The organism is Rhodococcus sp. NPDC056506, assembly GCF_042794945.1.
GTDB lineage: Bacteria > Actinomycetota > Actinomycetes > Mycobacteriales > Mycobacteriaceae > Rhodococcus_F.
On record NZ_JBHTSW010000050.1, the window covers coordinates 21,185 to 44,448 of the forward strand.

General features: G+C 63.3%; 23 protein-coding genes. 13 read left to right on the top strand and 10 right to left on the bottom strand.

All coding sequences use genetic code 11. From position 1 onward, the window contains the following. Window positions 1–4: 4 nt before the first annotated feature. Both ACFQ6H_RS26380 and ACFQ6H_RS26385 read left to right on the top strand, forming a co-directional pair. Window positions 5–1,177, top strand: coding sequence for a cation:proton antiporter (locus ACFQ6H_RS26380; protein WP_378445818.1), 1,173 nt, complete (start codon window positions 5–7; stop codon window positions 1,175–1,177). 21 nt (window positions 1,178–1,198) lie between these two features. Further along, the gene (locus ACFQ6H_RS26385) at window positions 1,199–2,008 is read left to right on the top strand and encodes a tyrosine-protein phosphatase (protein ID WP_378533368.1); all 810 of its coding nucleotides are present in this window, start codon (window positions 1,199–1,201) and stop codon (window positions 2,006–2,008) included. A gap of 68 nt (window positions 2,009–2,076) precedes the next feature. Here ACFQ6H_RS26385 and ACFQ6H_RS26390 read toward each other — a convergent pair whose 3' ends face one another. Next, window positions 2,077–3,501: an RNA polymerase sigma factor gene (locus ACFQ6H_RS26390; RefSeq protein WP_370333980.1), complete on the bottom strand. Its 1,425-nt coding sequence runs from the start codon at window positions 3,499–3,501 to the stop codon at window positions 2,077–2,079. 112 nt (window positions 3,502–3,613) lie between these two features. After that, window positions 3,614–4,381 carry a polyphosphate--glucose phosphotransferase gene (ppgK, locus tag ACFQ6H_RS26395; RefSeq protein WP_378445820.1) on the bottom strand — a complete coding sequence of 256 codons (768 nt, stop codon included), beginning with the start codon at window positions 4,379–4,381 and terminating at the stop codon, window positions 3,614–3,616. 170 nt (window positions 4,382–4,551) lie between these two features. Between ppgK and ACFQ6H_RS26400 the strand changes: the two genes are divergently transcribed. Beyond that, window positions 4,552–5,430, top strand: coding sequence for an inositol monophosphatase family protein (locus tag ACFQ6H_RS26400; protein WP_378649556.1), 879 nt, complete (start codon window positions 4,552–4,554; stop codon window positions 5,428–5,430). A 17-nt stretch (window positions 5,431–5,447) separates the two neighbouring features. On the opposite strand, the gene cei is transcribed toward ACFQ6H_RS26400, so the two are convergent. Next, entirely contained in the window at window positions 5,448–6,131 is a 684-nt protein-coding gene (gene cei, locus ACFQ6H_RS26405; RefSeq protein WP_378445822.1) for an envelope integrity protein Cei, read from the bottom strand. A 533-nt stretch (window positions 6,132–6,664) separates the two neighbouring features. On the opposite strand from cei, the gene ACFQ6H_RS26410 reads away from it, so the two are divergent. Further along, window positions 6,665–6,967: a DUF4193 domain-containing protein gene (locus tag ACFQ6H_RS26410; RefSeq protein WP_003942593.1), complete on the top strand. Its 303-nt coding sequence runs from the start codon at window positions 6,665–6,667 to the stop codon at window positions 6,965–6,967. 80 nt (window positions 6,968–7,047) lie between these two features. Here ACFQ6H_RS26410 and ACFQ6H_RS26415 read toward each other — a convergent pair whose 3' ends face one another. Then, window positions 7,048–7,545 carry a DUF3093 domain-containing protein gene (locus ACFQ6H_RS26415; protein WP_075833062.1) on the bottom strand — a complete coding sequence of 166 codons (498 nt, stop codon included), beginning with the start codon at window positions 7,543–7,545 and terminating at the stop codon, window positions 7,048–7,050. Window positions 7,546–7,586: 41 nt separating this feature from the next. On the opposite strand from ACFQ6H_RS26415, the gene dut reads away from it, so the two are divergent. Together dut and ACFQ6H_RS26425 are read left to right on the top strand one after the other, a co-directional pair. Then, window positions 7,587–8,081, top strand: coding sequence for a dUTP diphosphatase (gene dut / locus ACFQ6H_RS26420; RefSeq protein ID WP_003942635.1), 495 nt, complete (start codon window positions 7,587–7,589; stop codon window positions 8,079–8,081). Between the two features lie 3 nt (window positions 8,082–8,084). Beyond that, window positions 8,085–8,912 carry a DUF3710 domain-containing protein gene (locus ACFQ6H_RS26425; RefSeq protein WP_378649558.1) on the top strand — a complete coding sequence of 276 codons (828 nt, stop codon included), beginning with the start codon at window positions 8,085–8,087 and terminating at the stop codon, window positions 8,910–8,912. Window positions 8,913–8,933: 21 nt separating this feature from the next. Here ACFQ6H_RS26425 and ACFQ6H_RS26430 read toward each other — a convergent pair whose 3' ends face one another. Further along, complete coding sequence (locus ACFQ6H_RS26430) at window positions 8,934–9,659, bottom strand: alpha/beta hydrolase (RefSeq protein WP_378630586.1); 726 nt, start codon at window positions 9,657–9,659, stop codon at window positions 8,934–8,936. Window positions 9,660–9,797: 138 nt separating this feature from the next. Between ACFQ6H_RS26430 and ACFQ6H_RS26435 the strand changes: the two genes are divergently transcribed. Next, window positions 9,798–10,172, top strand: coding sequence for an OB-fold nucleic acid binding domain-containing protein (locus ACFQ6H_RS26435; RefSeq protein ID WP_003942613.1), 375 nt, complete (start codon window positions 9,798–9,800; stop codon window positions 10,170–10,172). A 52-nt stretch (window positions 10,173–10,224) separates the two neighbouring features. Continuing rightward, window positions 10,225–10,938, top strand: coding sequence for a DUF3159 domain-containing protein (locus tag ACFQ6H_RS26440; protein ID WP_378649560.1), 714 nt, complete (start codon window positions 10,225–10,227; stop codon window positions 10,936–10,938). Here the strand turns inward: ACFQ6H_RS26440 and ACFQ6H_RS26445 are convergent. The 3 genes from ACFQ6H_RS26445 to ACFQ6H_RS26455 all read right to left on the bottom strand — a co-directional run bounded on the left by ACFQ6H_RS26445 (window position 10,931) and on the right by ACFQ6H_RS26455 (window position 12,669). Next, on the bottom strand, window positions 10,931–11,224 hold the full coding sequence (locus ACFQ6H_RS26445; RefSeq protein ID WP_378533356.1) for a GNAT family N-acetyltransferase: 294 nt from the start codon (window positions 11,222–11,224) through the stop codon (window positions 10,931–10,933). The genes ACFQ6H_RS26440 and ACFQ6H_RS26445 overlap by 8 nt on opposite strands. Window positions 11,225–11,254: 30 nt before the next feature. Next, window positions 11,255–11,917: a TrkA family potassium uptake protein gene (locus ACFQ6H_RS26450; RefSeq protein WP_003942632.1), complete on the bottom strand. Its 663-nt coding sequence runs from the start codon at window positions 11,915–11,917 to the stop codon at window positions 11,255–11,257. A gap of 86 nt (window positions 11,918–12,003) precedes the next feature. Continuing rightward, the gene (locus tag ACFQ6H_RS26455; RefSeq protein ID WP_283304515.1) at window positions 12,004–12,669 is read right to left on the bottom strand and encodes a TrkA family potassium uptake protein; all 666 of its coding nucleotides are present in this window, start codon (window positions 12,667–12,669) and stop codon (window positions 12,004–12,006) included. A 171-nt stretch (window positions 12,670–12,840) separates the two neighbouring features. On the opposite strand from ACFQ6H_RS26455, the gene ACFQ6H_RS26460 reads away from it, so the two are divergent. The 4 genes from ACFQ6H_RS26460 (at window position 12,841) to ACFQ6H_RS26475 (ending at window position 18,463) form a co-directional block, all read left to right on the top strand. Further along, complete coding sequence (locus ACFQ6H_RS26460) at window positions 12,841–14,835, top strand: APC family permease (RefSeq protein WP_378533354.1); 1,995 nt, start codon at window positions 12,841–12,843, stop codon at window positions 14,833–14,835. A 65-nt stretch (window positions 14,836–14,900) separates the two neighbouring features. Next, complete coding sequence (locus ACFQ6H_RS26465; RefSeq protein ID WP_378649562.1) at window positions 14,901–16,169, top strand: class I SAM-dependent RNA methyltransferase; 1,269 nt, start codon at window positions 14,901–14,903, stop codon at window positions 16,167–16,169. Window positions 16,170–16,322: 153 nt separating this feature from the next. Further along, window positions 16,323–16,832, top strand: coding sequence for a MarR family winged helix-turn-helix transcriptional regulator (locus ACFQ6H_RS26470; protein WP_378649564.1), 510 nt, complete (start codon window positions 16,323–16,325; stop codon window positions 16,830–16,832). Next, a complete protein-coding gene (locus ACFQ6H_RS26475; RefSeq protein ID WP_378649566.1) occupies window positions 16,817–18,463 on the top strand; it encodes an MDR family MFS transporter in 1,647 nt (548 codons plus the stop codon). The genes ACFQ6H_RS26470 and ACFQ6H_RS26475 overlap by 16 nt, the downstream gene beginning before the upstream one ends. A gap of 50 nt (window positions 18,464–18,513) precedes the next feature. Here the strand turns inward: ACFQ6H_RS26475 and ACFQ6H_RS26480 are convergent, their stop codons facing one another. Both ACFQ6H_RS26480 and glsA read right to left on the bottom strand, forming a co-directional pair. Further along, window positions 18,514–19,179, bottom strand: a complete 666-nt coding sequence (locus tag ACFQ6H_RS26480; protein ID WP_378630573.1) for an SIMPL domain-containing protein — start codon at window positions 19,177–19,179, stop codon at window positions 18,514–18,516. A 9-nt stretch (window positions 19,180–19,188) separates the two neighbouring features. Beyond that, window positions 19,189–21,015, bottom strand: coding sequence for a glutaminase A (glsA, locus tag ACFQ6H_RS26485; protein WP_378649568.1), 1,827 nt, complete (start codon window positions 21,013–21,015; stop codon window positions 19,189–19,191). Between the two features lie 252 nt (window positions 21,016–21,267). Here glsA and dxs point away from each other — a divergent pair, with 252 nt between their 5' ends. Further along, window positions 21,268–23,214: a 1-deoxy-D-xylulose-5-phosphate synthase gene (gene dxs / locus ACFQ6H_RS26490; RefSeq protein WP_378649570.1), complete on the top strand. Its 1,947-nt coding sequence runs from the start codon at window positions 21,268–21,270 to the stop codon at window positions 23,212–23,214. Window positions 23,215–23,264 lie beyond the last annotated feature (50 nt).

The following is a 23,264-nucleotide window of genomic DNA, read 5'->3' on the forward strand; positions in this document are numbered from 1 at the left end:
GCGCGTGGACACAACCACCCTTGCACTGATAGAACTCGGCGCGGTCTTCTTCGCGCTCGGACTGCTCGGACGGCTGGCTGCTCGCGTCGGGATGTCGCCGATCCCGTTCTATCTGATCGGCGGCCTGTGCTTCGGGCAGGGCGGTTTCATCCAGCTCGGGGACATCGGCGAGTTCTCTCATCTGGCCAGTGAGATCGGGATCGTCCTGCTCTTGTTGCTGTTGGGGCTCGAATACACCGCGGCCGAGCTCGTGACCGGTCTCAAACGCTCGCGAGTAGCGGGCATCGTCGACATCGTTCTCAACGCGACTCCCGGCGCGGTCGTCGGCTTGATTCTCGGCTGGGGCATTGTGGGGGCGACGGTCATGGCCGGCGTCACCTACATCTCGTCGTCGGGCATCATCGCCAAGGTGCTCAGCGACCTGGGGCGCCTCGGTAACCGCGAAACGCCGGTCGTCCTGTCGATTCTGGTGTTCGAAGATCTGGCAATGGCGCTGTACTTGCCGATTCTGACCGCAATGCTCGCGGGCGTCAGCTTCCTGGGTGGACTCGAAGCGGTCGGCATCTCGTTGTTGGTCATCACCGTGGTTCTGGTTGTGGCACTGCGATACGGACGGTACGTTTCGGCGCTCCTCGACAGTCCGGACAGTGAGACGCTGCTGCTCAAACTGCTCGGTGCTGCGCTGTTGGTTGCCGGCATCAGCTCGGCGATGCAGGTGTCGGCCGCTGTGGGTGCGTTCCTCCTAGGAATCGCGATCTCCGGTTCGACCGCACACAACGCCAGTCGCGTGCTCGAGCCACTGCGGGATCTGTTCGCCGCGATGTTCTTCGTGGTGTTCGGTCTCAACACCGATCCCAGTTCCATTCCGCCGGTCCTCGGGTGGGCCGCGATCCTGGCCGTCGTCACCGCGATCACGAAGCTGATCACCGGGGCATGGGCAGCCAGACGTCAGGGTGTCGCGCGAATGGGCCAGGCGCGCGCCGGTGCTGCTCTGATCGCCCGCGGTGAGTTCTCCATCATCATCGCCGGGCTCGCAGTGTCTGCCGGTGCGGTCGACGCCGAATTGGCGGCATTGGCAACGGCTTACGTACTCCTGATGGCGGTGATCGGTCCGGTGGCGGCAAGAGTTATCGAACCGGTTGCCTCGTTGTACATCAAGGTTCGTACGAAGTCCTGATTGCGGTCCTATCCTGTCCGGATGTCGAACAGAATCTCCCGCCCGGCCGCGACACTCCTGTGTGCGGCGATCCTCGCGTGTGCTCCGGTCCCGGCGCTCGCCGGTGGAATTTCCGCACTCGAACAGGCCGGACCCGCAGCTGCGCAGGCTACCGCGGACCGATCACTGCACCTCGAGGGAGCGTCGAACGCGCGGGACATCGGCGGCTACGTCACCGAGGACGGGCACACGGTTCGGTGGGGGAAAGTGTTTCGCTCGAACGCCCTCGACAAGCTGACACCGTCGGATCTGTCGTCGTTGAGCGAACGCGGAGTGGAATCGGTGGACGACTTCCGCACCGTCGTCGAACGTACGCTCTCGCAGGACCGCATTCCGGAGGGGGCACGAAGCAACTGGTTCGACGTCATCGGAACCAATCCGGCCAACCTCCCGGCTCTGGTGGACATGCCCACGATGTACGCGTTGATGGTGACCGATCCGGGGGCGACCCGCGCATTCCACGACGCTCTCGCGAACGTCGCGAACACCGACGGTGCAGTCCTCTACCACTGCTCGGCGGGCAAGGACCGGACCGGCTGGATGACCGCGGTACTCCTGACACTCCTCGGTGTGAGCCGCACGGACGTGAACGCCGACTACATGCTCAGCAACCAGTACCTCACCGGACCTCGAACGGGGAGCGCGTTCATCGACGGCGTCGAACAGTCTTGGCTGGACACGTCTTTCGCCACGGTGGATCGGGTGTACGGCAACTTCGACAACTACGTCCGGGACGGCTTGCACTTGAGTGAGGGCGATATCGCGCAACTCAGGGGCACACTCTTGGCCTGAGGCGGGGCGCGCAAAAGAGCCGTTCTCCGGAAACCCGGAGAACGGCTCTTTTCTCTTGACCGGTGTGACTAGTCGAGGTAGTCGCGCAGAACCTGCGAACGCGACGGGTGGCGCAGCTTCGACATCGTCTTCGATTCGATCTGGCGGATACGCTCACGCGTGACGCCGTAGACCTGTCCGATTTCGTCTAAAGTCCTCGGCTGACCGTCGGTGAGGCCGAAGCGCAGGCGAACCACGCCTGCTTCACGCTCGGACAGTGTCTCGAGGACCGACTGCAGCTGATCCTGCAGCAAGGTGAACGAGACGGCGTCGACTGCGACAACAGCTTCGGAGTCTTCGATGAAGTCACCGAGCTGGCTGTCGCCCTCGTCGCCGATGGTCTGGTCGAGCGAGATGGGCTCACGCGCGTACTGCTGGATTTCCAGCACCTTCTCCGGCGTGATGTCCATTTCCTTGGCGAGTTCCTCGGGCGTGGGCTCGCGGCCCAGGTCCTGGAGCAGCTCACGCTGGATACGGCCGAGCTTGTTGATGACCTCGACCATGTGCACCGGGATACGGATGGTGCGGGCCTGGTCGGCCATGGCGCGGGTAATGGCCTGACGGATCCACCACGTGGCGTAGGTCGAGAACTTGTAGCCCTTGGTGTAGTCGAACTTCTCGACTGCACGGATCAGGCCCAAATTGCCTTCCTGGATGAGGTCGAGGAAGGCCATGCCGCGGCCCGTGTATCGCTTTGCGAGCGAGACGACGAGTCGGAGGTTGGCTTCGAGGAGGTGGTTCTTGGCGCGGTTTCCGTCGCGGCAGATCCAGCTCATGTCGCGTCGCTGAGCCGCAGGCAGCTTCTCACCCTTGTCGGCAAGATCCTGCATGATCTGGACGGCGTAGAGGCCGGCCTCGATGCGCTTGGCCAGTTCGACTTCCTCTTCGGCGTTGAGGAGTGCGACCTTGCCGATCTGCTTGAGGTAGGCGCGAACCGAGTCGGCGGACGCCGTCAGTTCGGCGTCCTTGCGTGCCTGACGGAGGGCCTCGGACTCTTCTTCGTCCCAGACGAAGTCGCCGGAAGCCTTGTCCTTCTCGGACGGTTCCGCAGCGGTTTCTTCGTCTTCGCCGACTGCTACGACCTCGACGACATCGGACTCGACCTCAGCGAGGTCGCCGTCCGTGATGTCGATGTCTTCCAACTCGACATCGCCGTCTTCGGCGTCAGGATCGCCGGCCTTCTTGGGGCTGGCCTTCTTTGCTGCTGCCTTCTTGGCGGGAGCTTTCTTGGCCGGAGCCTTCTTTGCTGCTGCCTTCTTGGCGGGGGCCTTTTTCGCCGGAGCCTTCTTGGCTGCCGGAGCGGTGACGGTGGCCGCCTCCACGGCTGGAGATTGTGGCTCTGACTCTGATGGAGAATCAGCAGTCTGACGTGTATCGGTGGCTGCCACGTACGCCCTTTCGTGACGGTGTCGTGCGGCGTCACGCCAGAGTGGTGATCCGGCGGAGAGGTCAATGGTTGTTGGCCGGCGCGCAGCCGGACTTCACCATTGTAACGACTCTCAGGAAACTCTTACGTCACGGCGGGCCGTAACAGGTAGATTTTCACCTTTTCACGTGCGGGTTTTCTCATCCGGCGACGGGCGCCGGCCTGGTCAGTCCGACCGACGCGAGCGCAGCTCCGGCAATTCCCGCAGTGTTGAGAAGGGTGGCAGGAACGACCTTCGTGCGGTTGGTCAGATGCGGAATCCACTTCTCGTGCTTGCGGCTGATTCCGCCGCCGGCGATGAAGAGGTCGGGCCAGAGCAGGTTCTCGAAGGTGGTCAGAACTCGCGAGACCTCGACGGCCCACTCCTTGTAGCTCCAGTCCTTCTTTTCCTTCACCGACGACGCCGCTCGGTGCTCGGCTTCCTTGCCGTCGACTTCGAGGTGACCGAACTCCGTGTTGGGCAACAGAACTCCGTTGTGCAGCACGGCCGATCCGATCCCGGTGCCGAAGGTCAACAAGATCACGACGCCGGAGGTATCCTTGCCCGCTCCGAACGAGTCCTCGGCGATTCCGGCAGCGTCGGCGTCGTTGAGGACGGTGACCTCGCGCCCACCCAGTGCCTTGCCGAAGAGCGCTGCCGCGTCTGTGTCGATCCACGACTTGTCGATGTTCGCAGCGCTGCGCGCGACGCCGGCGGTCACAACGGCGGGCAAGGTGATGCCGACCGGACCGGTCCACTTGGCCTGCTCGACGATTTCGGCGACAGTGCCCGCGATCGCGTCGGGCGTCGAAGGCTGCGGGGTCAGGATCTTGATGCGGTCACCGATCATTTCCCCGGTGCTCAGGTCGATCGTGCCGCCCTTGACGCCGCTGCCGCCGACATCGATCCCGAAACCTGTGGTTGTCATCGTCCTGCGCTCCTGAGTGTCGAATTCGAGGTCACGATCTACCGCTGCAAACACTAACCCGAACGAGCACCCGGGCGCGTGCTCTCGAACCTGTCCGACTCGAGGCGTTCGAGTGGTGCCCCTCGGTGCAGATGTGTTGCGATGGTCCGGTGCGCCCTTCAGAAAGAACGTTGCCCGACTTTTCCGCCGATTCGCTGGACCCCGCACAATTGCGGGCAGTTGCCGTAGCCGTCGCCGAACGCGCGGCCGAACATGTCCGCTTGCGTCGGCCCGAGGTATTCGGCCTGGTGGGTTCCGGTGCCGCCGAAGGTGGTTCGGTTGCTGCGAAGAGCACGCCCACCGATCCCGTCACGGTGGTAGATACCGAAACCGAACAGGTGATTCGCGACCTTCTGGCGCAATTGCGGCCTGCAGATTCGATCTTGGGTGAGGAAGGTGGGGGAGACACCGACGATGCCGCGGGAGTTCGATGGGTTGTCGACCCCATCGACGGCACCGTGAATTTTCTCTACGGAATCCCCGCGTTCGCAATCTCGGTGGCCGTACAGATCGACGGGGTCTCGGTAGCCGGCGCTGTCGTCGACGTGTCGTTGGAAACCACGTACGCCGCGCATCGTGGCGGCGGCGCAACCATGACCACGGCCGACGGCGTCGTCAGCGACCTGCAGGCCAATGCGGTGACCGAACTGTCAATGGCGCTGTTGGCCACCGGCTTCGGATACGGAGCGGATCGCCGGAAGGTGCAGGGCACGTTGATCGGGCAGATCTTGCCGCAGGTCCGCGACATCCGACGTATCGGTTCGGCTGCGTTGGATCTGTGCATGGTTGCCACCGGCCGGGTGGACGCTCACTTCGAACACGGACTGAGTCCGTGGGACTGGGCAGCGGGCTCCCTGATCGCTTCCGAAGCGGGCGCCGTGATCAACGTCCCGTCGCCCAATTCCACTTCGGCTGACGGCGAGGTCGTCTACGCCGTCGCTCCGGCAATCGCGGATCAGTTCGCGCAGATGCTCAGCGTGAGTGGCGCGGATCAGCCGATTCCGAGCTGAGGTCGAACCAGGATTTGTCAGCAGCGCGCGGTGCGGGCTGCTTTGAGCAGTGCGATGTCCATCGGGGCGACTTCGGCGTTCGCGGGTTGCTCGGCCAGAGCGTGCAGGATCGCGGTGGCGTCGGTGTTGGGCGTCAGGGCGCCCTTGTTGTAGGTGCCCAGAGCCAAGTCGACGGTGTCGTCGCCGCGGCCGTCCTGGACCAGTTCGGCACAGGGGGCGACCAGCCACACGGAACTGGCGGCGGCGAGGCCGTTCGCTCCGAAGCGGATCTGACCCTGGCACTCCATGTTCTGGTCGACGTAGACAGGGTCGTTTCCGACCTGGACGTCCGGCGCGCTGGCGAAGCCGAACTCGCTCAGTTGCGCTGCCACCTGGGCGGCCTGCCCGTGCTCACCGTTGGCGTTGAACACGCGAACCTTGGTGGCGGCCAGGGGAGCGGGATCGACGTCGAGCAGCTTCGACCGGTCCACGACGGTTCCCAGCGGTAGCGGCGCCGCTGCCGAAGGATCGGAGGAAGGCTGCGGAAGATTGCACGCCACGGTGTCACTGACTTCGGCCTCGGCGCTCAGGATTCGGACCCACAAGACACTGCCGATCAATGCGAGTACCGCGAACACGGCGATCACCGGCCACGCGCGCCGACGGCGGAACGGACGTCCCTGGTCGTCGGTAGAGCTGCCTTCGGTGATCAGAGAAACCACGGTATCCCTCGACTTTCTTGACGAAACTTGTACTTCGCCATCGGGCCGAGCGGTGCCGGCATGACGTTCGGTGCCTACCTTAGAGGGCCTGTGTGACGAGACAGCCGAAGCGAGGCTCGACGCGTCGAGTCCTTGTCGATTGCGAAACGGCAGTTGGTCGATTACCGGCCTGTTTCTACCCGGATTCGGCCCGAAAACATCGCCGAAAGGTCACAGCTTGCTCTTGCCTTGGTGACAATTCGTAGTCATTTTTCGGAAATTTCCGATTCGGTTACTACTTTCGTGCTCGCGTCGGCTACTGTCTGGCGGCCCAGGTCGTTCAACTGGGCATCGGCAGGACGCCGAAATGACAACCAAATGAGGCGCAGATCACGTTCTCGGAAGGAACTTCCGGGCACTAATTCCAGTCCTGCAGCGTTATGCAGCGACAGGGAATGATCTGGATGCCACGGCGGTTTCCATGCGCATCAAGGATCTACCGGATTCTCGGCGCACACGGGACCGGGATACACGAAGAGGATGGGGTAGACGAGATGGCAACTGACTACGACGCACCGAGGCGTACAGAGTCCGACGAGGTTTCGGAGGACTCGCTCGAAGAGCTGAAGGCGCGACGCAACGAAGCGCAGTCAGCCGTCGTCGACATCGACGAGACGGACACGGCGGAGTCCTTCGAGCTGCCGGGTGCCGACCTTTCCGGCGAGGAACTCTCGGTTCGAGTGGTTCCGAAGCAGGCAGACGAGTTCACATGTTCGAGCTGCTTCCTGGTCCATCACCGCAGCCGCCTGGCCAGTGATGCCAACGGACAGCTCGTATGCATGGACTGCGCTGCCTGATCTCCCTTCCCGGTGGTCGACCCGTCATCTCGAGGGTCGACCAAGGGTCGGGGAGTACTGCTTTGCTGTGACCGCGCTGGTCAGCGATCCAGCGCAGCCAGCAGATCAGCGGGACGACGTGTGCTCACCAACCAGTACGGTGTGGGATCCTCCGGATCGTCGAGCACGATCAACACCATTGTCTTGACCCATGGGCGATGTTGGACGAACGCCGACGGATCGAGTTGGCGCCCCATCGCCGCGCTCTTCGCGGATGCCGGCACTGCTGCCGCCCGTGAAATCAGTTCGACCGGCAGGTGGGCTCTACCCACGTGCAGTTCTTTCACCCCTGCTGTCTCCACCACCTCGACGCGCATCCGGCTGAGCCAGAACGCGGCCCAGATCGGGATGGGGAGCAGTACGACGTACGCCAGGTACGAGAGAAGCCCTGGGCGGCCCATGTGGACCTCGGCCGCGAGGAGTCCGGCTACGGCCAGTCCGGCGATCCACCACCAGATCGGCACCCACAGGCGCTCGGAGTACAGCGTCGTGGACGGGGGCGTTGTGGTGGCGACGTCAGGTCGAGATGTTTCGGGCACCTGTCAAGGATAGTCCGTCGCTACGAGTAGTCTTGGCCCACGTGAGCGACCATCTCTCCATCGCCTTGAAGCGACTGGATCCAGACCTGCCCGTTCCACAGCGTGCGCATCCCGGAGATGCGGGTGTGGATCTGTGCTCCACCAGCGACGTCACCATCGAACCCGGCCACCGAACACTGGTCGGAACGGGGATCGCGATCGCTTTGCCGGTGGGCACCGTCGGGTTGATCCATCCGCGTTCCGGACTCGCCGCCAAATCGGGACTGTCGATCGTGAATGCGCCCGGAACCGTGGACGCGGGATACCGGGGCGAACTCAAGGTCTGCTTGATCAATCTCGATCCGGCCACAGCCATCGACATCCGCCGCGGTGACCGAATCGCTCAGCTCGTGGTTCAACGAGTCGAACTTCCGGTTTTCGAGGAAGTCGAATCGCTGGACGACACGACCAGAGGAACCGGAGGCTACGGTTCCAGCGGCGGGCACGCGATACTCGATACCGATGCGCCTGGCGCGGTAGTCGGAGAGGGAGTCTGAATCATGTTCGGACGCAAGAAGAAGACAGACGTCGACGAGGAAGCCCCCAGCTTCTTCGGTGACGAGAACGACGAGTCGGTGGAGATCGACGAGGCCGAAGACGATCTCGAAGTCACCGGTGACGAATTCGGCGACGAGTCCGAGGGCCCCTACGACATCACGGAGATCGATTCCGACGATCCGACGGCAGGCCGCGACGGTCAGCGTCTTGATCTCGGATCCGTTCTGGTGCCGATGCCGACCGGCGGACAGTTGCAGGTCGAGATGGCGCCCAACGGTTCGCCGCAGGCCGTACACCTGGTCACCGAGCACGGCCGCATCACCGTTGCCGCCTACGCCGCCCCGAAATCGCCTGGTCAGTGGCGTGAGGTCGTTGCCGAGCTCGCGCAGTCGCTTCGCGATGACAATTCCGCGGTGAGCGTGGAGAACGGTCCGTGGGGCCGTGAACTGGCTGCCGTGACGGCCAACATGGACCTGCGGTTCATCGGCGTCGACGGTCCGCGGTGGATGGTGCGTTGCGTGGTCGCGGGTCCGAGTGGATCCACCGCCGCGAACGCCCCTTTGGTGGCAATCGCACGGGACATCTTGCGCGACACCGTCGTCAACCGAGGATCAGAGCCGCATCCAGTGCGGACACCGCTGCCCGTCGTGCTCCCGCAGGTACTTGCCGAGCAGTTGGCGGCCGCGCACGAGCAGCAGTTGGCGGCAGCGCAGCAGCAACAGGTCGCCGCCCAACAGCAGCGGTCAGCTCCGCCGGCACCTCCGGCGCGGCCGACCCCGCCGCCGCGTAGCGGCGAATCCGGTTCTGCCATGCAGCAATTGGGTCAGTAACAGAGTTCTTCAGGGTTTCTGTCAAGCGCTCGCGGTGGTATCGGAATCGATCGCCGCGAGCGCTTTGATGCAGGTGGACCCGAGAACGGCGGGGTCGCGCCCGATCATGTCGAGCGTCGTCGTGGCGACTGCGCCGCGGGGGAGTGCATCCGCCCAGGCCTGCGCGACCGCCGCCGGATGAACCGGGTCGTCAACTGCCGAAGCGATGCCGACCGGAACGCTCACCGCCCGTAACGCGCTCTCGCTGAGCGAGTGGTACGACGCCGCCTCGTCGAGCGCGGCCGGGAGATCGGGCCACTGCGAGCGCCAGGAGCGCTCGAGTTCGGCTCCGAGCCACGCCGGACTCGACGCGAGCATCGCCGCGATCACCGCCTCCAGACCTTCGGAGCGCAGTTGCCCTGCGGTGAACTTCGCGCTCGCCGCTGCGGGTGCGTCGTCCGCCGACCCGATCCAGGCCGGAAGCGCTGCCAACACACTCACTGTTCGATCGAGGTTGGCGGCGGCCCACTGGAGCGCCACGGCTGCCCCGATCGAGACCCCTCCGACGATGATTCGGCCGTACCTGTCCGCGGCTCTGTCCATCGCGTCCAGATAGCCGTCCACGACACGCCGAGGGTCCGGTTCAATTGCGACGATGCGCACACCCAGAGCCGCTAGCGGCGCCCGGAATGCGAGGTCTGCGAAGTGGGCGTCAGAGCCTGTACCTGGGAGAACGACGGCCACGGTCGCCGATTCTGAGATCTGCATCTTTTGATCTTGCCCGGTGCCCCCGAGACGCGGACTGACCGGTGTGGTTACACGCTCGTAATGGGTCTACAGTGGCGATCACACAGCCCTTCACGTGACGCGAAACCCTTGCGTCACACATGTTCGCAGGAGCGCGCAATGGCACCCGCCGCCGCAGGATATTTTCGTCGACTGACCCAGCGTCTGACCGAGGACGTCGACCAGTTGGACGCCCAGGAAATGGCCGAGTCCAACAAGGCTTCCGGAGGTCAGAAGGCCTGCGATTGTCGTCGCGGTGAAGAGGTCACGATGGTGGGCCGACTCCGTAGCGTCGACGCGTGTCCCAAGTCCGGAAATGCAAGCATCGAGGCCGAATTCTTCGACGGCACCGAGGTGATCAATCTCGTCTGGATCGGGCGTCGCCGGATCCCGGGAATCGAGACCGGTAAGACCCTGCTGATCCGCGGTCGTGTGGGCGAGCGGGACGGTCGCAAGGCGATCTTCAACCCTTACTACGAACTGCGCGGCGAATAGGCGCGTTTCCCGCATTTACCGTGCAACTCGGTGACTGTGGCACCCTCGACAGGTGACTGAAACAGAACAGCGATCGGTAATCGACCAACTCGGCGGGCTGAGTGGTCTGATCTATTCGTCTTTACCGATTCTGATTTTTGTCCCGGTCAACAGCATCTGGAACCTCACCGCGGCAATCTGGGCCGCGTTGGGCGTCGCAGTCGCGATCGCGGCCTGGCGACTCTTCCACAAGGATTCCCTCCAACCCGCCATTTCCGGGTTTCTCGGAGTCGGAGTATCCGCGTTCATTGCCTACCGCACCGGCGACGCCAAAGGATATTTCCTCTTCGGTATCTACACGAGCCTCGCTTACGGCGCTGTCTTCCTGATTTCCATCCTCGTCCGCTGGCCTCTCGTCGGTATCATCTGGGGCTACCTCAACGGGCACGGCAATCTTTGGCGCAAGCACCGCTCTGCCGTCCGCCTCTACGACATCGCGACGGCTGCATGGGCTCTGGTCTTCGGTGCGCGCTACCTCGTTCAGTCACAGCTCTACGACACCGACCACACCGGATGGCTCGCAGTCGCCCGCATCGGCATGGGGTGGCCGCTGACGGGTCTGGTCCTGCTGGTGACCATCTGGGCCGTGCGCAGGGCCGATCGGATCGTCGAGCCTGAACCGGTTGTGGGGCCTGAAAGCAGCGAGCCCACCGCAACGGACACGGGGTCCGAAGAGGTGGGCTCGGTGAATCTGACGAAGCCGCGCGAAGACCGCGATCTCAGCTGATCAGGTCCTGGTACTCAGGGTGCTTGTCGAGGAACTTCACGACGTACGGGCACACCGGGTGAACCTTGAGGCCGCGTGCTCGTAGGTCGTCCAGAGCCTGGCGAACGAGAACCCCGGCCAGCCCGAAACCTTCGAAGGCAGGGTAGATCTCGGTGTGGTTGAACGAGACGACGTCACCGGAGGTGGTGTAGTCCTCGATCCCGGCAAGGTCGCCGTCGGCATGGATCTCGTAGCGGCTCTGGCCTGGATTGTCGGTGACTACGGTGTTTTCGGGTGCCTGTGCCATGAGTTTCCCTTTCGTGTCAGTTTGCTCGTGTCAGTTTTCTAGACGGAGTGCTACGCGCAACTGATCCTCGGCGTCGACGGCCGCGACGAAGAGCAGTTCGTCCCCGCCTTCGATGGGATCGTCCATCTGCGGAACGATCACGCGGCCGCCACGCAAGATGGTGACCAGTGCGCAGTCTCGCGGTAATTCGAGTTTCTTGACGGCCTTACCGGCGAGCGGTGTGTTGTCGGGCAACGTGATCTCGACGAGGTTGGCCTGTCCCTGCCGCAGTGTCATCAGTTTGACCAGGTCACCGACGGAGACGGCCTCTTCGACGAGCGAAGCGAGCATCCGCGGTGTCGAGACGGCGACGTCGACGCCCCACGACTCGTCGAAGAGCCATTCGTTGCGGGGATCGTTGACGCGGGCGACAACTCGGCGGACTCCGAATTCGGTTTTCGCGAGCAGACTGAGGACCAGGTTTGCCTTGTCGTCTCCGGTCGCGGCAATCACGACCTCGTACGACTCCATCGACGCGTCCTCGAGTCGGCTGAGTTCGCAGGCGTCCGCGTGTACCCACTTCGCCTCGGGTACCGACTCCGGTTCGATGTGATCGAGTTTGCGTTCGATCAGCATGACGTCATGTGAGCTTCGAATCAGCTCTCGCGCAATGGAGCGGCCTACGGCGCCGGCTCCGGCGATGGCGACCTTCATCGAGAACTTCCAATCACGGTGTAGTGCAACACAGTCGCAGGTTTGTTGTGAGGGACGGCGTTCGGATCAGTCATCTGCAGCCTTCCTCAGTCGTCACTCGGCGGCGGGTTGCCGGCCAGTGCGATCGCCTCGGCGACGGTTCCCGACACGGCGGCGATGTAGACCTGATCGTCGGCCTGGATGACGGTCTTGCGGTCGGGGAGGATGCCGGTCCCGAAGCGGATGATGAAGGCGACTCTCGAACTGGTCGCGCCCTCGAGGAGTGCGATCGGCTTGCCCGCCCAATCCTCGTGTAGGGCAAGTTCGGTGATGGCAACAGTGCCCGAAGGATCGCGCCACTTCGCTGTCTGACTTTCCTTGGTCAGCGTGTGCAGGAAACGATCGGTCGACCACGGCACGGTGGCGACGGTGGGAATGCCGAGCCGCTCGTAGACGGCGGCACGCTTGGCATCGTAAATACGTGCGACGACGCGTTCGACGCCGAAAGTCTCGCGTGCGACGCGTGCTGCGATGATGTTGGAATTGTCTCCCGAGGACACCGCGGCAAAGGCGTCGGCGCGCTCGATGCCGGCCCGGACCAGCACGTCACGGTCGAACCCCATTCCCAGAACCTTGGTTCCCGGGAAGTCGAGATCGAGACGCAGAAACGCACTCTGATCGCGGTCGATGACGGCGACCTCGTGTCCGATCCTGGTCAGAGACGCGGCGAGGGACGAACCCACCCGACCGCACCCCATGATGACGACATACACGCCCTACTCCGTTCATGGACCCTCGTGGCGCGATTGCACGCCGAATCGAACGGTACAGCCCCTCACGGGAAGAGCAAGTACAACGGTCGCCTGCGTGCCGGTTGTCACGACAAAAGGTGAAGTTGGGGCGCTGATGACTCCGAATCGGGTGCGACGGCTTACGCTTTGCACGTGTCTAAGCTCTCGACCGCTACCAAGCGGCTCCTGCTCGGTCGGCCGTTCCGAAGCGACAAACTCGGGCACACGCTGCTACCCAAGCGAATTGCACTACCGGTCTTCGCGTCCGACGCGATGTCGTCCGTCGCGTATGCCCCCGAAGAAATCTTCCTGGTCCTCTCCGTCGCCGGAATTTCCGCGTACGCGTACACGCCCTGGATCGGTTTGTCCGTGGCCATCGTCATGGCTGTGGTGGTGGCGAGTTACCGCCAGAACGTGCACGCTTACCCGTCCGGTGGCGGCGACTACGAGGTAGCAACGGTCAACTTGGGCCCGACCGCCGGTCTGACCGTCGGTAGCGCGCTGATGGTCGACTACGTGCTGACCGTCGCGGTGTCGATTTCGTCGGCGGCGTCGAACATCGGCTCGGCTCTGCCGTTCGTCGCGCAGCACAAGGTGTTGTTCGCGGTCGCGGCGATCGTGTTGCTGACGGCGGTCAACCTTCGCGGTATCCGTGAATCCGGCACCGCGTTCGCAATTCCGACGTACGCATTCATCGTCGGTATGTTCCTGATGCTCGGTTGGGGATTCTTCCGGATCTACGTCCTCGGTGAGGATGTGCACGCGGAATCGTCGTCGTTCACGCTGAACGCCGAGGATTCGCATCTGTACGGAATCGCCTTCGCGTTCCTGATCGCCCGCGCATTTTCCTCGGGCTGTGCGGCACTGACCGGCGTCGAGGCCATCAGCAACGGCGTACCGGCGTTCCAGAAGCCGAAGTCGCGCAACGCTGCCACTACCTTGCTGCTGCTCGGATCGATCGCCATCGTCTTGCTGATGGGCATCATCATCCTGGCTCAGAAGATCGGCATCGTCTACGCGCACAATCCGCAGGAACAGCTGGTCGGAGCGCCGGAGGGGTACCACCAGAAGACCCTGATCGCGCAGATCGCCGAAGCCGTGTTCAGTGGTTTCCCGATCGGATTCTTCTTCATGGCGATCGTCACGGCACTGATCTTGGTTCTGGCCGCGAACACCGCCTTCAACGGATTCCCGGTGCTCGGGTCGATCCTGGCGCAGGACCGGTACCTACCGCGTCAGCTGCACACGCGCGGCGACCGACTGGCTTTCAGCAACGGAATCCTCTTCCTGTCCGGTGCTGCCATCGCCTTCGTGGTGGTGTTCGGCGCCGAGGTCACCAAGCTCATCCAGCTGTACATCGTCGGCGTCTTCGTCTCGTTCGTGCTCAGTCAGACGGGCATGATCAAGCACTGGACTCGGCATTTGAAGTCCGAGACCGACAAGGCACAGCGGGCCCGCATGCAGCGCTCGCGAGTGATCAATTCGATCGGTCTGGCCATGACCGCCACCGTCTTGATCATCGTTCTGATCACCAAGTTCGCCGCCGGCGCGTGGATCGCCATCGTCGCGATGGTCGCGATCTTCATCGTGATGAAGATGATCCGCAAGCACTACGACAGCGTGGCGGCCGAGCTCGAAGAGCAGGAGTGGGACGGCGTGCTGCCCAGTCGCACGCACTCGATCGTGCTCGTCTCGAAGCTGCACATGCCGACCATGCGGGCTCTCGCCTACGCGCGAGCCACGCGACCGGACACTCTTGAAGCCATCACGGTCAACGTGGACGAGCCCGACACGCGTGCACTCGTGCGTGAGTGGGAGAAGAGCGACGTGACGGTTCCGCTCAAGGTGATCGAGTCGCCGTACCGCGAAATCACCAAGCCGGTTCTCGACTACGTCAAGCGTGTACGACGCGACGCTCCGCGTGACGTCGTCACCGTGTTCATCCCCGAGTACGTCGTCGGACACTGGTGGGAGCAGATCCTGCACAACCAAAGCGCACTTCGCCTCAAGAGTCGCCTGCTCTTCCAGCCAGGGGTGATGGTGACGAGCGTTCCGTGGCAGTTGAGTTCGTCGGCAAAGGCGAAGCCGCTCGACATCGAGAAGGCCGCAGGTGCGATACGTCGTGGGTACGACACCGGCGAGAAATGACCAGCGGCGAGAAGTGATCAGCGGCGAAAAATGATCGGCAACATCGAAATGGCAGGCGTAGTTCGTTGAGTGAGAATTGGACCGGGCAGAGCTTCGAGGTCGATCTGGGCAACCCCGGCCACGGCGGGTTCGTCGTCGCCCGGCACGAGGGGCGCGTCGTCTTCGTCCGTCACGGTTTGCCGGGGGAGCGGGTGCTCGTCCGGGTGACCGAGGACAAAGGTGGGTCCTTCTGCCGCGCCGACACGATCTCCGTTCTCGACGCATCTCCGCATCGCATCGATCCGACGTGCCCTATCTCCGGGCCGGGCGGGGCAGGTTGCTGCGACTACTCGCATGCGGACCTGAGCGTCCAACGTGAGATGAAGACCTCGGTCGTGCGGGAACAGCTTCTACGACTCGCTCGCGTCGAATCGGATGTCGAGGTGGAGGAGCTGCCCGGAACCGGAGACGGAACGGGCTGGCGCACGCGAGTTCGGCTGGCAGTGGACGGGCACGGCGTCGCGGGATATCACGCCTACCGCAGCAACCGGATTGTCACCGATCTGCGGTGCACCCAGATCGATCAGAGCGCATACGACGGCCTGGGGGGCCCGCAATGGCAGCCTGGCAGTGAGCTGCAAATCGTTCTCGACGCTGCCGGTGAGCGGCACGTCGTGGAAATCGCCGCACCCGCGGTGTCCAAGACTGGTCGACGGACTCCAGGCCGTCGCGGCGCGATGGCACGCCGAGCGGCAAGCGGCGGTCCACGAAAGACCCGCGTCGCCATCGGATCGGAGACGGTGATCGAGCGCGTCGGCAATCGCGAATGGGCGTTGTCCGCGACCGGTTTCTGGCAGGCTCATCGCGGCGCTGCGGCCGCGTACTCACAGGTGGTCGGTGACTGGGCCGGAGCCGCTGCCGACGACACGGCCTGGGATCTCTACGGCGGCGTCGGCGTCTTCGCAGCTGTGCTCGCCGACCTTGTCGGTCCGTCCGGGGTCGTGGAGTCCGTGGAATCGTCGGCGCGCGCGGTTGCTGACGGGCGGGCAGCGCTCTCGGATCTCGGTCAGGTCCGCTTCCACAGTGCCCGGGTCGAGAACGTTCTCGCGGATCTGGAGCGTTCGCCTGCCGTCATCGTGCTGGATCCACCACGGGCGGGGGCGGGCCGTCCAGTCGTGGAAGCGCTCGCCGCAACGGGCGCCCAACGCATCGTCCACATCGGGTGCGACCCGGCGTCTTTCGGTCGCGATATCGGTCTCTACCTGGAGCAGGGCTTCGCAGTCGGTGGACTTCGGGCGTTCGACGCCTTCCCGCAGACTCACCACATGGAGTGCATCGCCCTGCTCGAACGCTGACGCGTCCCTGAATCTTTCCCTGAACCGGTGTGACGCTTCTCGCGTTCCCAACAGTTGCTTGCAGTACGCAACTAATCGTATAGTTTCGTTCTGCAAGTAGTTTTCCGTTTTCAAGTCACGGCTCATCGGGCCACTCGAATTCAGGGGTAGGCAATGTCGGTACAGCCGGAGACGGCCCAGGCGCTCGTCGACACGATCTTCATGTTCGGCAGATCGCTGCGAGCCGCGGTCACCACCGGCGCAGACAGTCTGCTGCCGCCCGCGCTGGTCAGCGTGTTGTTCATGCTGGCAGTGCGGGGGGAGTGCCGACAGAACGAATTGGCCGTCGATCTATGTGTCAGTCAGTCGTCGCTGAGCCGGCAAATGTCGGATCTGGTCGACGCGGGGTATGTCGAGAGAAATCCCGATCCGGCTGACAAACGGGCGTTCCGCATCCGAGTATCGGAAGAGGGGCACGAAGTTTTACGGAAAACCACGCAACGGCGTGCGGCGCGTTTGCGCAACATGCTCGAAGACTGGAGCCAGGAAGAGGCCATGGCCGCAGTGACATCGCTGCAACGTCTCAACGAGACGTTCGGCGCAACGAATCGCCAGGCCTCACCGGCAGTTCCGCACACGGGCGTAGAAAGTATTGGGAGACAAGGCACATGGCAGCAACAGTAGGAGAAACCCGGGCAAGTACCGGAGGTGACGGATCGGCTCGCGAAGCGGGCGCGATGACTCACCGCGAAATTCTCGAAGCACTCACCGGACTCATCGCAGCGCTGTTCACCGCGTTGCTCAGCAGCACCATCGTTTCGACCGCGCTTCCCACCATCATCGGTGAACTGCACGGAACGCAGACGCAGTACGCCTGGATCATCACCACGGCACTGCTCGCCACTGCGGCATCGACGCCGATCTGGGGCAAGCTGGCCGACCTTTACAACAAGAAGGTCCTGGTCCAGACCGCGATCGTCATCTTCGTGATCGGCTCGGTCATCGCCGGCGCCGCACACAACGTTCCTTTGCTGCTCGGTGCTCGCGTCATCCAGGGCATCGGTATGGGCGGCCTGACCGCTCTCGTCGTAGCCATCATCGGCACGATCATCCCGCCGCGTGATCGCGGTCGTTACTCCGGATACATGGGTGCGGCCATGGCCGTCTCGATGTCCGGCGGACCGATCCTCGGCGGCGTCCTAGTGGACACTGCCGGCTGGCGCTGGTGCTTCTACGTGTGCGTTCCGTTGGCAGTCATCGCACTGTTCCTGCTTCAGCGCACCCTGCACGTCGAGACCGTGAAGAAGGACAACGTCTCCATCGACTGGATGGGCGCCACCCTGCTCACCGCCGGTGTCAGCGTCCTGCTGATCTGGGTTTCGTTTGCCGGCCAGGACGACTACTACGCCTGGTTCTCGAAAGAGTCGGCCTACTTCGTCATCGGTGGTCTGGCCCTGCTTGGCCTGACGATGTTCGTCGAATCCAAGGTCAAGGACCCCATTCTGCCGATCAAGATCATCACCGAGCGCACCACTGCTCTCGCGATCATCGCCTCGATTGCCGTTGGTGTCGGCCTCTTCGGTGCAACGACCTTCCTGACGCAGTACTTCCAGACCGCCCGTGGATTCGATCCCACCGAAGCCGGATTGCTCACCATCCCGATGGTGGCAGGCATGCTCGTCGCGTCCGTCGGCTCGGGACAGCTGATCACCAAGTTCGGTCAGTGGAAGCCCTTCATCGTCGCCGGCGCTGTTCTCCTGCTGGTCGGTTTCGGTCTTCTGTCGACGATCGACCACGCCACCAGCCTCTGGACCATCGGAATCTTCATCGCCATCGTCGGTCTGGGTACCGGCATGTTGATGCAGAACATCGTGCTTGCGGTGCAGAACACGGTCAGTGTCGAGAACATCGGCGCGGCCAGCAGTATCGTGGCGTTCTTCCGCACCTTCGGCGGCGCGATCGGTGTTTCGGTGCTCGGTTCGATTCTCGCGACCCGGGTCAAGACACTGACAGTCGATTCGGTTTCCACCTTGCCGCCCGAGCAGCAGGCGGTAGCCGGAAAGAGCCTGCAGGACGGACTCGACCTCAGCAACATGCCTGACTTCGTCTCGCAGATCGTCCGGTTCGCTTACGGCGACGCAACAGGACGGATCTTCCTGGTCGCAGCTGTCGTCGCGGTGGTCACGCTCGTATCGGTCATCTTCATCCCGAACCGTCCGCTGCGTACCACGATCGACATCGCGACTCCCGATGCAGAGCAGAAGTTCGAGGAAGAGCGAGAAGAGAAGAACGAGGAGAAGAACCTCACTCGCTGATCCTCACGCCCGGCTGATCTATCTTCAGGCCCCGTCTTCTGAAAGTTCGCTCACGCCATAGCCCATCGAACGCGGACCGAGATCGATTCCTCGATCTCTCCGCGTTCGACGGGTATCGGGGCCGAATCCGCTTTCATTGCCGCGACACGTCCGCGCGTCGGCACGACCTGGTCGAAGTCCTCGAGCACCTCGAGGACTTCGACCAGATCTTTGTCTGCCAGGTCCGCGAACTGCCTCGCCTTCGATTCGGCTGCCGTCCATGCCAACTCGCGTGCCTTTGTCGCCAGATCGCTGCGGTCGTCGAGATCGAACTCCAGTCCGTCGAGTCGGATGGCATCGCCGCCCACGGATACACACGCTGCGATGACGGCTGAGGGCGAGTTGGCCGCGTCCGGCTCCAACTCACGCAGTACGACTCGAAAAGTTGTCGATGCGGTGAAACCTGTTGTCTCCTGCCGACCTCCGTCGCTCCAATGGATTTGTGGATGCACGCTCAGTCCGGCGGTGGTGAGGTCCGCTCCGTGTACACCGCGCGCGTGCAGGGTTTCGGTCAGAGCAGTGGACAGGCGGGCGACGGCATCGAATGCGTCGGAAACGGCTGTCTGCGTCACCGATACTCCGATCGTCAACCGAACGATGTCGGGAACAGCTGTTGCAGTGGCGGTTCCGGTCACCGTGACAGTGGACGACTCCGAGGTGAGGGCGGTGGTCGGCATGTGTACGTCCTATCCGATTCGTCCGGCGGAGATGACACTCCGCAACATCAGGTCCAATTGCTCGTAGGCTCCCGCTGCAAGACGTTCGAGAAGCGCAAGTTTCAACTCGGGCGCCTGCGCGGTCAGTTCTGTATATCGCTCCGGTGTCAGGACGGCCACGGTGACCGTCGAATCGGCGCGAATGTCGTTGAGGAACGGGGTGTCGAGGAACATCGTCATCTCGCCGAACGTCATTCCGGCGGAAAGCGTAGTGATGCGATGCTCGACCCCGTGTGCGTCGGTGAACATGGTGCTGACCTGGCCGCTGAGAATCAGATAGAACCCCGAGGCCGCTTCACCTCGGCGGGCGATCTTCTCGCCGCGGGCATACGTTCGCGTCTCCAATTCCGCCGAGAATCCCTCGATCTGTGCCGCGGAGAGAGCATCGAGAACGGGATGATCCTCGATCGAGATCGTGGATGCCTGTCGATCTGCCTCACAGTGCACCGCAAGCAACGTGTCCTCGCACCACTGCATCGCGGAATCGAGGTCTGCAAAAACTCGACCACTTCTTCTGGCGGGGTCGACGCTCGAACTTCGTTGTCCCAGTAGTCCTTGCGGATCGACGACCGCCACTGCGCAGGCTTGTTCGGCCAGTTGCACTTGAAGTGCAGTGATCATGCGGACCGCGACGTCACTGGCGTCGTCGACGCGGCGCACGTCGATGACGACAACTTCGAGGCCCTCGTCCACCGAGCCGATTTCGCGCACCGCCGATTCGGCGCCGGTGAAGAGGAGATCCCCGTGCAGTTCGTAGACCCGGCTGCGTTTGCCGACGTCGTCGAGCACAGCTTGTTCGGTTGGGGTGCGTCGCACTCGCGACGGCGCTTCGATGACGCTGTATCGGGCGCGGATCGAGGAGCGTGACGCCCGCGTCACGTGGAGGAAGTGCAGTTCGAGTTCCTTCGACAGAGCCCGGGCAGCAGCAACTCCACGAACGCTGTTTCCGTGAACGTCGAGTCTGGGGGAGTACACCGCGATTCCGATCTGGCCGGGCAGAACGGCCAGGACCCCGCCGCCGACGCCGCTCTTGGCCGGCAATCCGACCTCTACCAGCCACTTGCCGGCGCCGTCGTACATCCCGCAGGTGGCCATGACGCTGAGGACCTGCTCGACGCCCGCGGGAGCCAGCGCACGCTCGCGCGTGACGGGATTCAGGCCGTTGTTCGCGAGCGTCGCGGCCATCAGACTCAGATCACGGCAGGTCACGTCGATCGAGCATTGACGGAAGTACAGGTCGACGGCCTCGTCGGGATTGCCGGTGATGACGTCGAAGGATCGCAGCATGTGGCCGATCGCGCGGTTGCGGTGACCGGTACGGCCTTCCGAGGTGTAGACCGACTCGTTGAAGCTCAGCTCCCGGCCCGCATATCGCGAGTACGCCGAGCGAATCCGCTCGAAGCGGACTTCGGCATTGACGCCGGCGACCAGGGATGCAGCCGTGATCGCGCCGGCATTGATCATAGGGTTTCGCGGACGTTCGGTGAGCGGGTCGAGGCTGATTTCGTTGAACGGCTCGCCGGACGGTTCCACATCGATTTTCGCGGCAACCGCCTCACTTCCCCGATCGGCGAGAGCCAACGCATAGGTGAAGGGTTTCGAGATCGACTGAATGGTGAACGGGACTCGTGAGTCACCGATCTCGTATACGTAACCGTCGACTGTAGCGATGCAGATCCCGAACGAATCGGGAGCGACCGCCGCGAGTTCGGGGATGTAGTCGGCCAACTCGCCGTCGTCGAGTGATCGGACTTCGTCGAATACTCGCGCTATCAGGTCGTCGACCACAGTTCCCATACGTCGACCTTAAGCTGACACGGCGGTCGTTTTGTGGAACAAGAGTCGCCGAGTCGATTGGGGCCGATCCCATTTGTCTGTGATTGCGATCACGAGCGATCCGCGGGATTTCGCTGTTACTCGAAGTCACACCGGAATCGGGCCGAGTCCGCGTGTCGGTTCGCCGGAACGCTCCGTAGACTGGCAGCACTGTCGCGAAGACAGCCGCGGCGCGCACCGGTGCAGCTGTGAAGCACGGAGGGAGCGATCTCGTTGGGTGTTCTTGCCCGCATTCAGGGTCCTGACGATCTACGTCAGTTGAGCCACGCCGAGATGACGGAGTTGGCCGACGAGATTCGTGAGTTCCTCGTGCTGAAGGTCGCTGCGTCTGGTGGTCACCTCGGGCCCAACTTGGGCGTCGTGGAGTTGACCCTCGCACTGCACCGAATTTTCGACTCGCCGCAGGACGCGATCATCTTCGACACGGGCCATCAGGCCTATGTACACAAGATCCTCACCGGTCGTCAGGATCAGTTCGACACTCTGCGTAAGCAGGGCGGACTGTCCGGGTATCCGTGCCGCGCCGAGAGCGAACACGACTGGGTCGAGTCCTCTCATGCTTCCGCCGCGTTGTCCTACGCCGACGGCCTCGCGAAGGCCTTCGCGCTGACGGGTCAGAATCGCCACGTTGTTGCCGTTGTCGGCGACGGCGCCCTGACCGGCGGAATGTGTTGGGAAGCGCTCAACAACATCGCAGCCGGCAAAGATCGTTCGGTGGTGATCGTGGTCAACGACAACGGTCGCTCGTACGCACCGACCATCGGCGGCCTTGCCGATCATCTCTCGGCGCTGCGCACCGCACCGAGTTACGAGCGCGCCCTCGACAGCGGCCGACGCATGGTCAAGAGACTGCCCTGGGTCGGGCGCACTGCTTACTCCGTCCTGCATGGGATGAAGGCCGGTCTCAAGGACGCGGTCAGTCCTCAGGTGATGTTCACCGATCTCGGTATCAAGTACCTCGGACCGGTCGACGGTCACGACGAAGCTGCCATGGAATCGGCGTTGCGCCGGGCGAAGGCCTACGGCGGACCAGTCATCGTTCACGCCGTCACCCGCAAGGGCAACGGTTACGCGCACGCGGAAAACGACGTGGCCGATCAGATGCATGCCACCGGCGTCATCGATCCCGTCACCGGTCGCGGCACCAAGTCGTCAGCGCCGGACTGGACGTCGGTCTTCTCGGCCGCACTGATCGAGCAGGCTTCGCGTCGTGAGGACATCGTCGCCATCACCGCGGCCATGGCCGGCCCCACCGGGCTCGCAGCATTCGGTGAGAAGTTCCCCGACCGCATGTTCGACGTCGGTATCGCCGAGCAGCACGCGATGACCTCGGCCGCCGGCCTTGCATTGGGCGGACTGCACCCCGTGGTCGCTATCTACTCGACCTTCCTCAACCGAGCGTTCGACCAGTTGTTGATGGACGTCGCACTGCTCAAGCAACCGGTGACAATCGTGCTCGACCGCGCCGGCGTCACTGGAGTGGACGGCGCCAGCCACAACGGCGTCTGGGATCTTTCGCTGCTCGGAATCATCCCCGGGATTCGCGTTGCGGCACCGCGTGACGCCGACACACTGCGTGAAGAACTGGACGAGGCACTCCTCGTCGACGACGGACCAACTGTCGTACGCTTCCCGAAGGGCGCTGTACCCGAAGCGATTCCGGCGGTGAAGCGACTCGACGGAATGGTCGACGTTCTCAAGGTCAGCGAGGGCGAGCGCGGAGACGTGCTGCTCGTCGCGGTGGGTCCGTTTGCCTCCTTGGCGCTCGAGATCGCCGATCGACTCGACAAGCAGGGCATCTCGGTTGCCGTCGTTGATCCGCGTTGGGTTCTGCCGGTAGCGGATTCGCTGGTGAAGATGGCGGACAAGTACGCGCTCGTTGTCACCATCGAGGACGGCGGCCTACACGGCGGTATCGGTTCGACGGTCTCCGCTGCGATGCGCGCCGCCGGAGTTCACACCTCGTGCCGCGACATGGGCGTTCCCCAGCAGTTCCTCGATCACGCCAGTCGCGAGGCCATCCACAAGGAGCTTGGCCTGACGGCTCAGGACCTCTCCCGCAAGATCACCGGCTGGGTGGCAGGAATGGGTAGCGTCGGAGTCCGCGTCCAGGAGGACGCGTCTTCGGCCTCGGCTCAGGGTGAAGTCGCACAAGGCTGACAGGTCGTCTACCGACAAATCTCGAAAAGCGGTGGCCCTCGGATCAATCC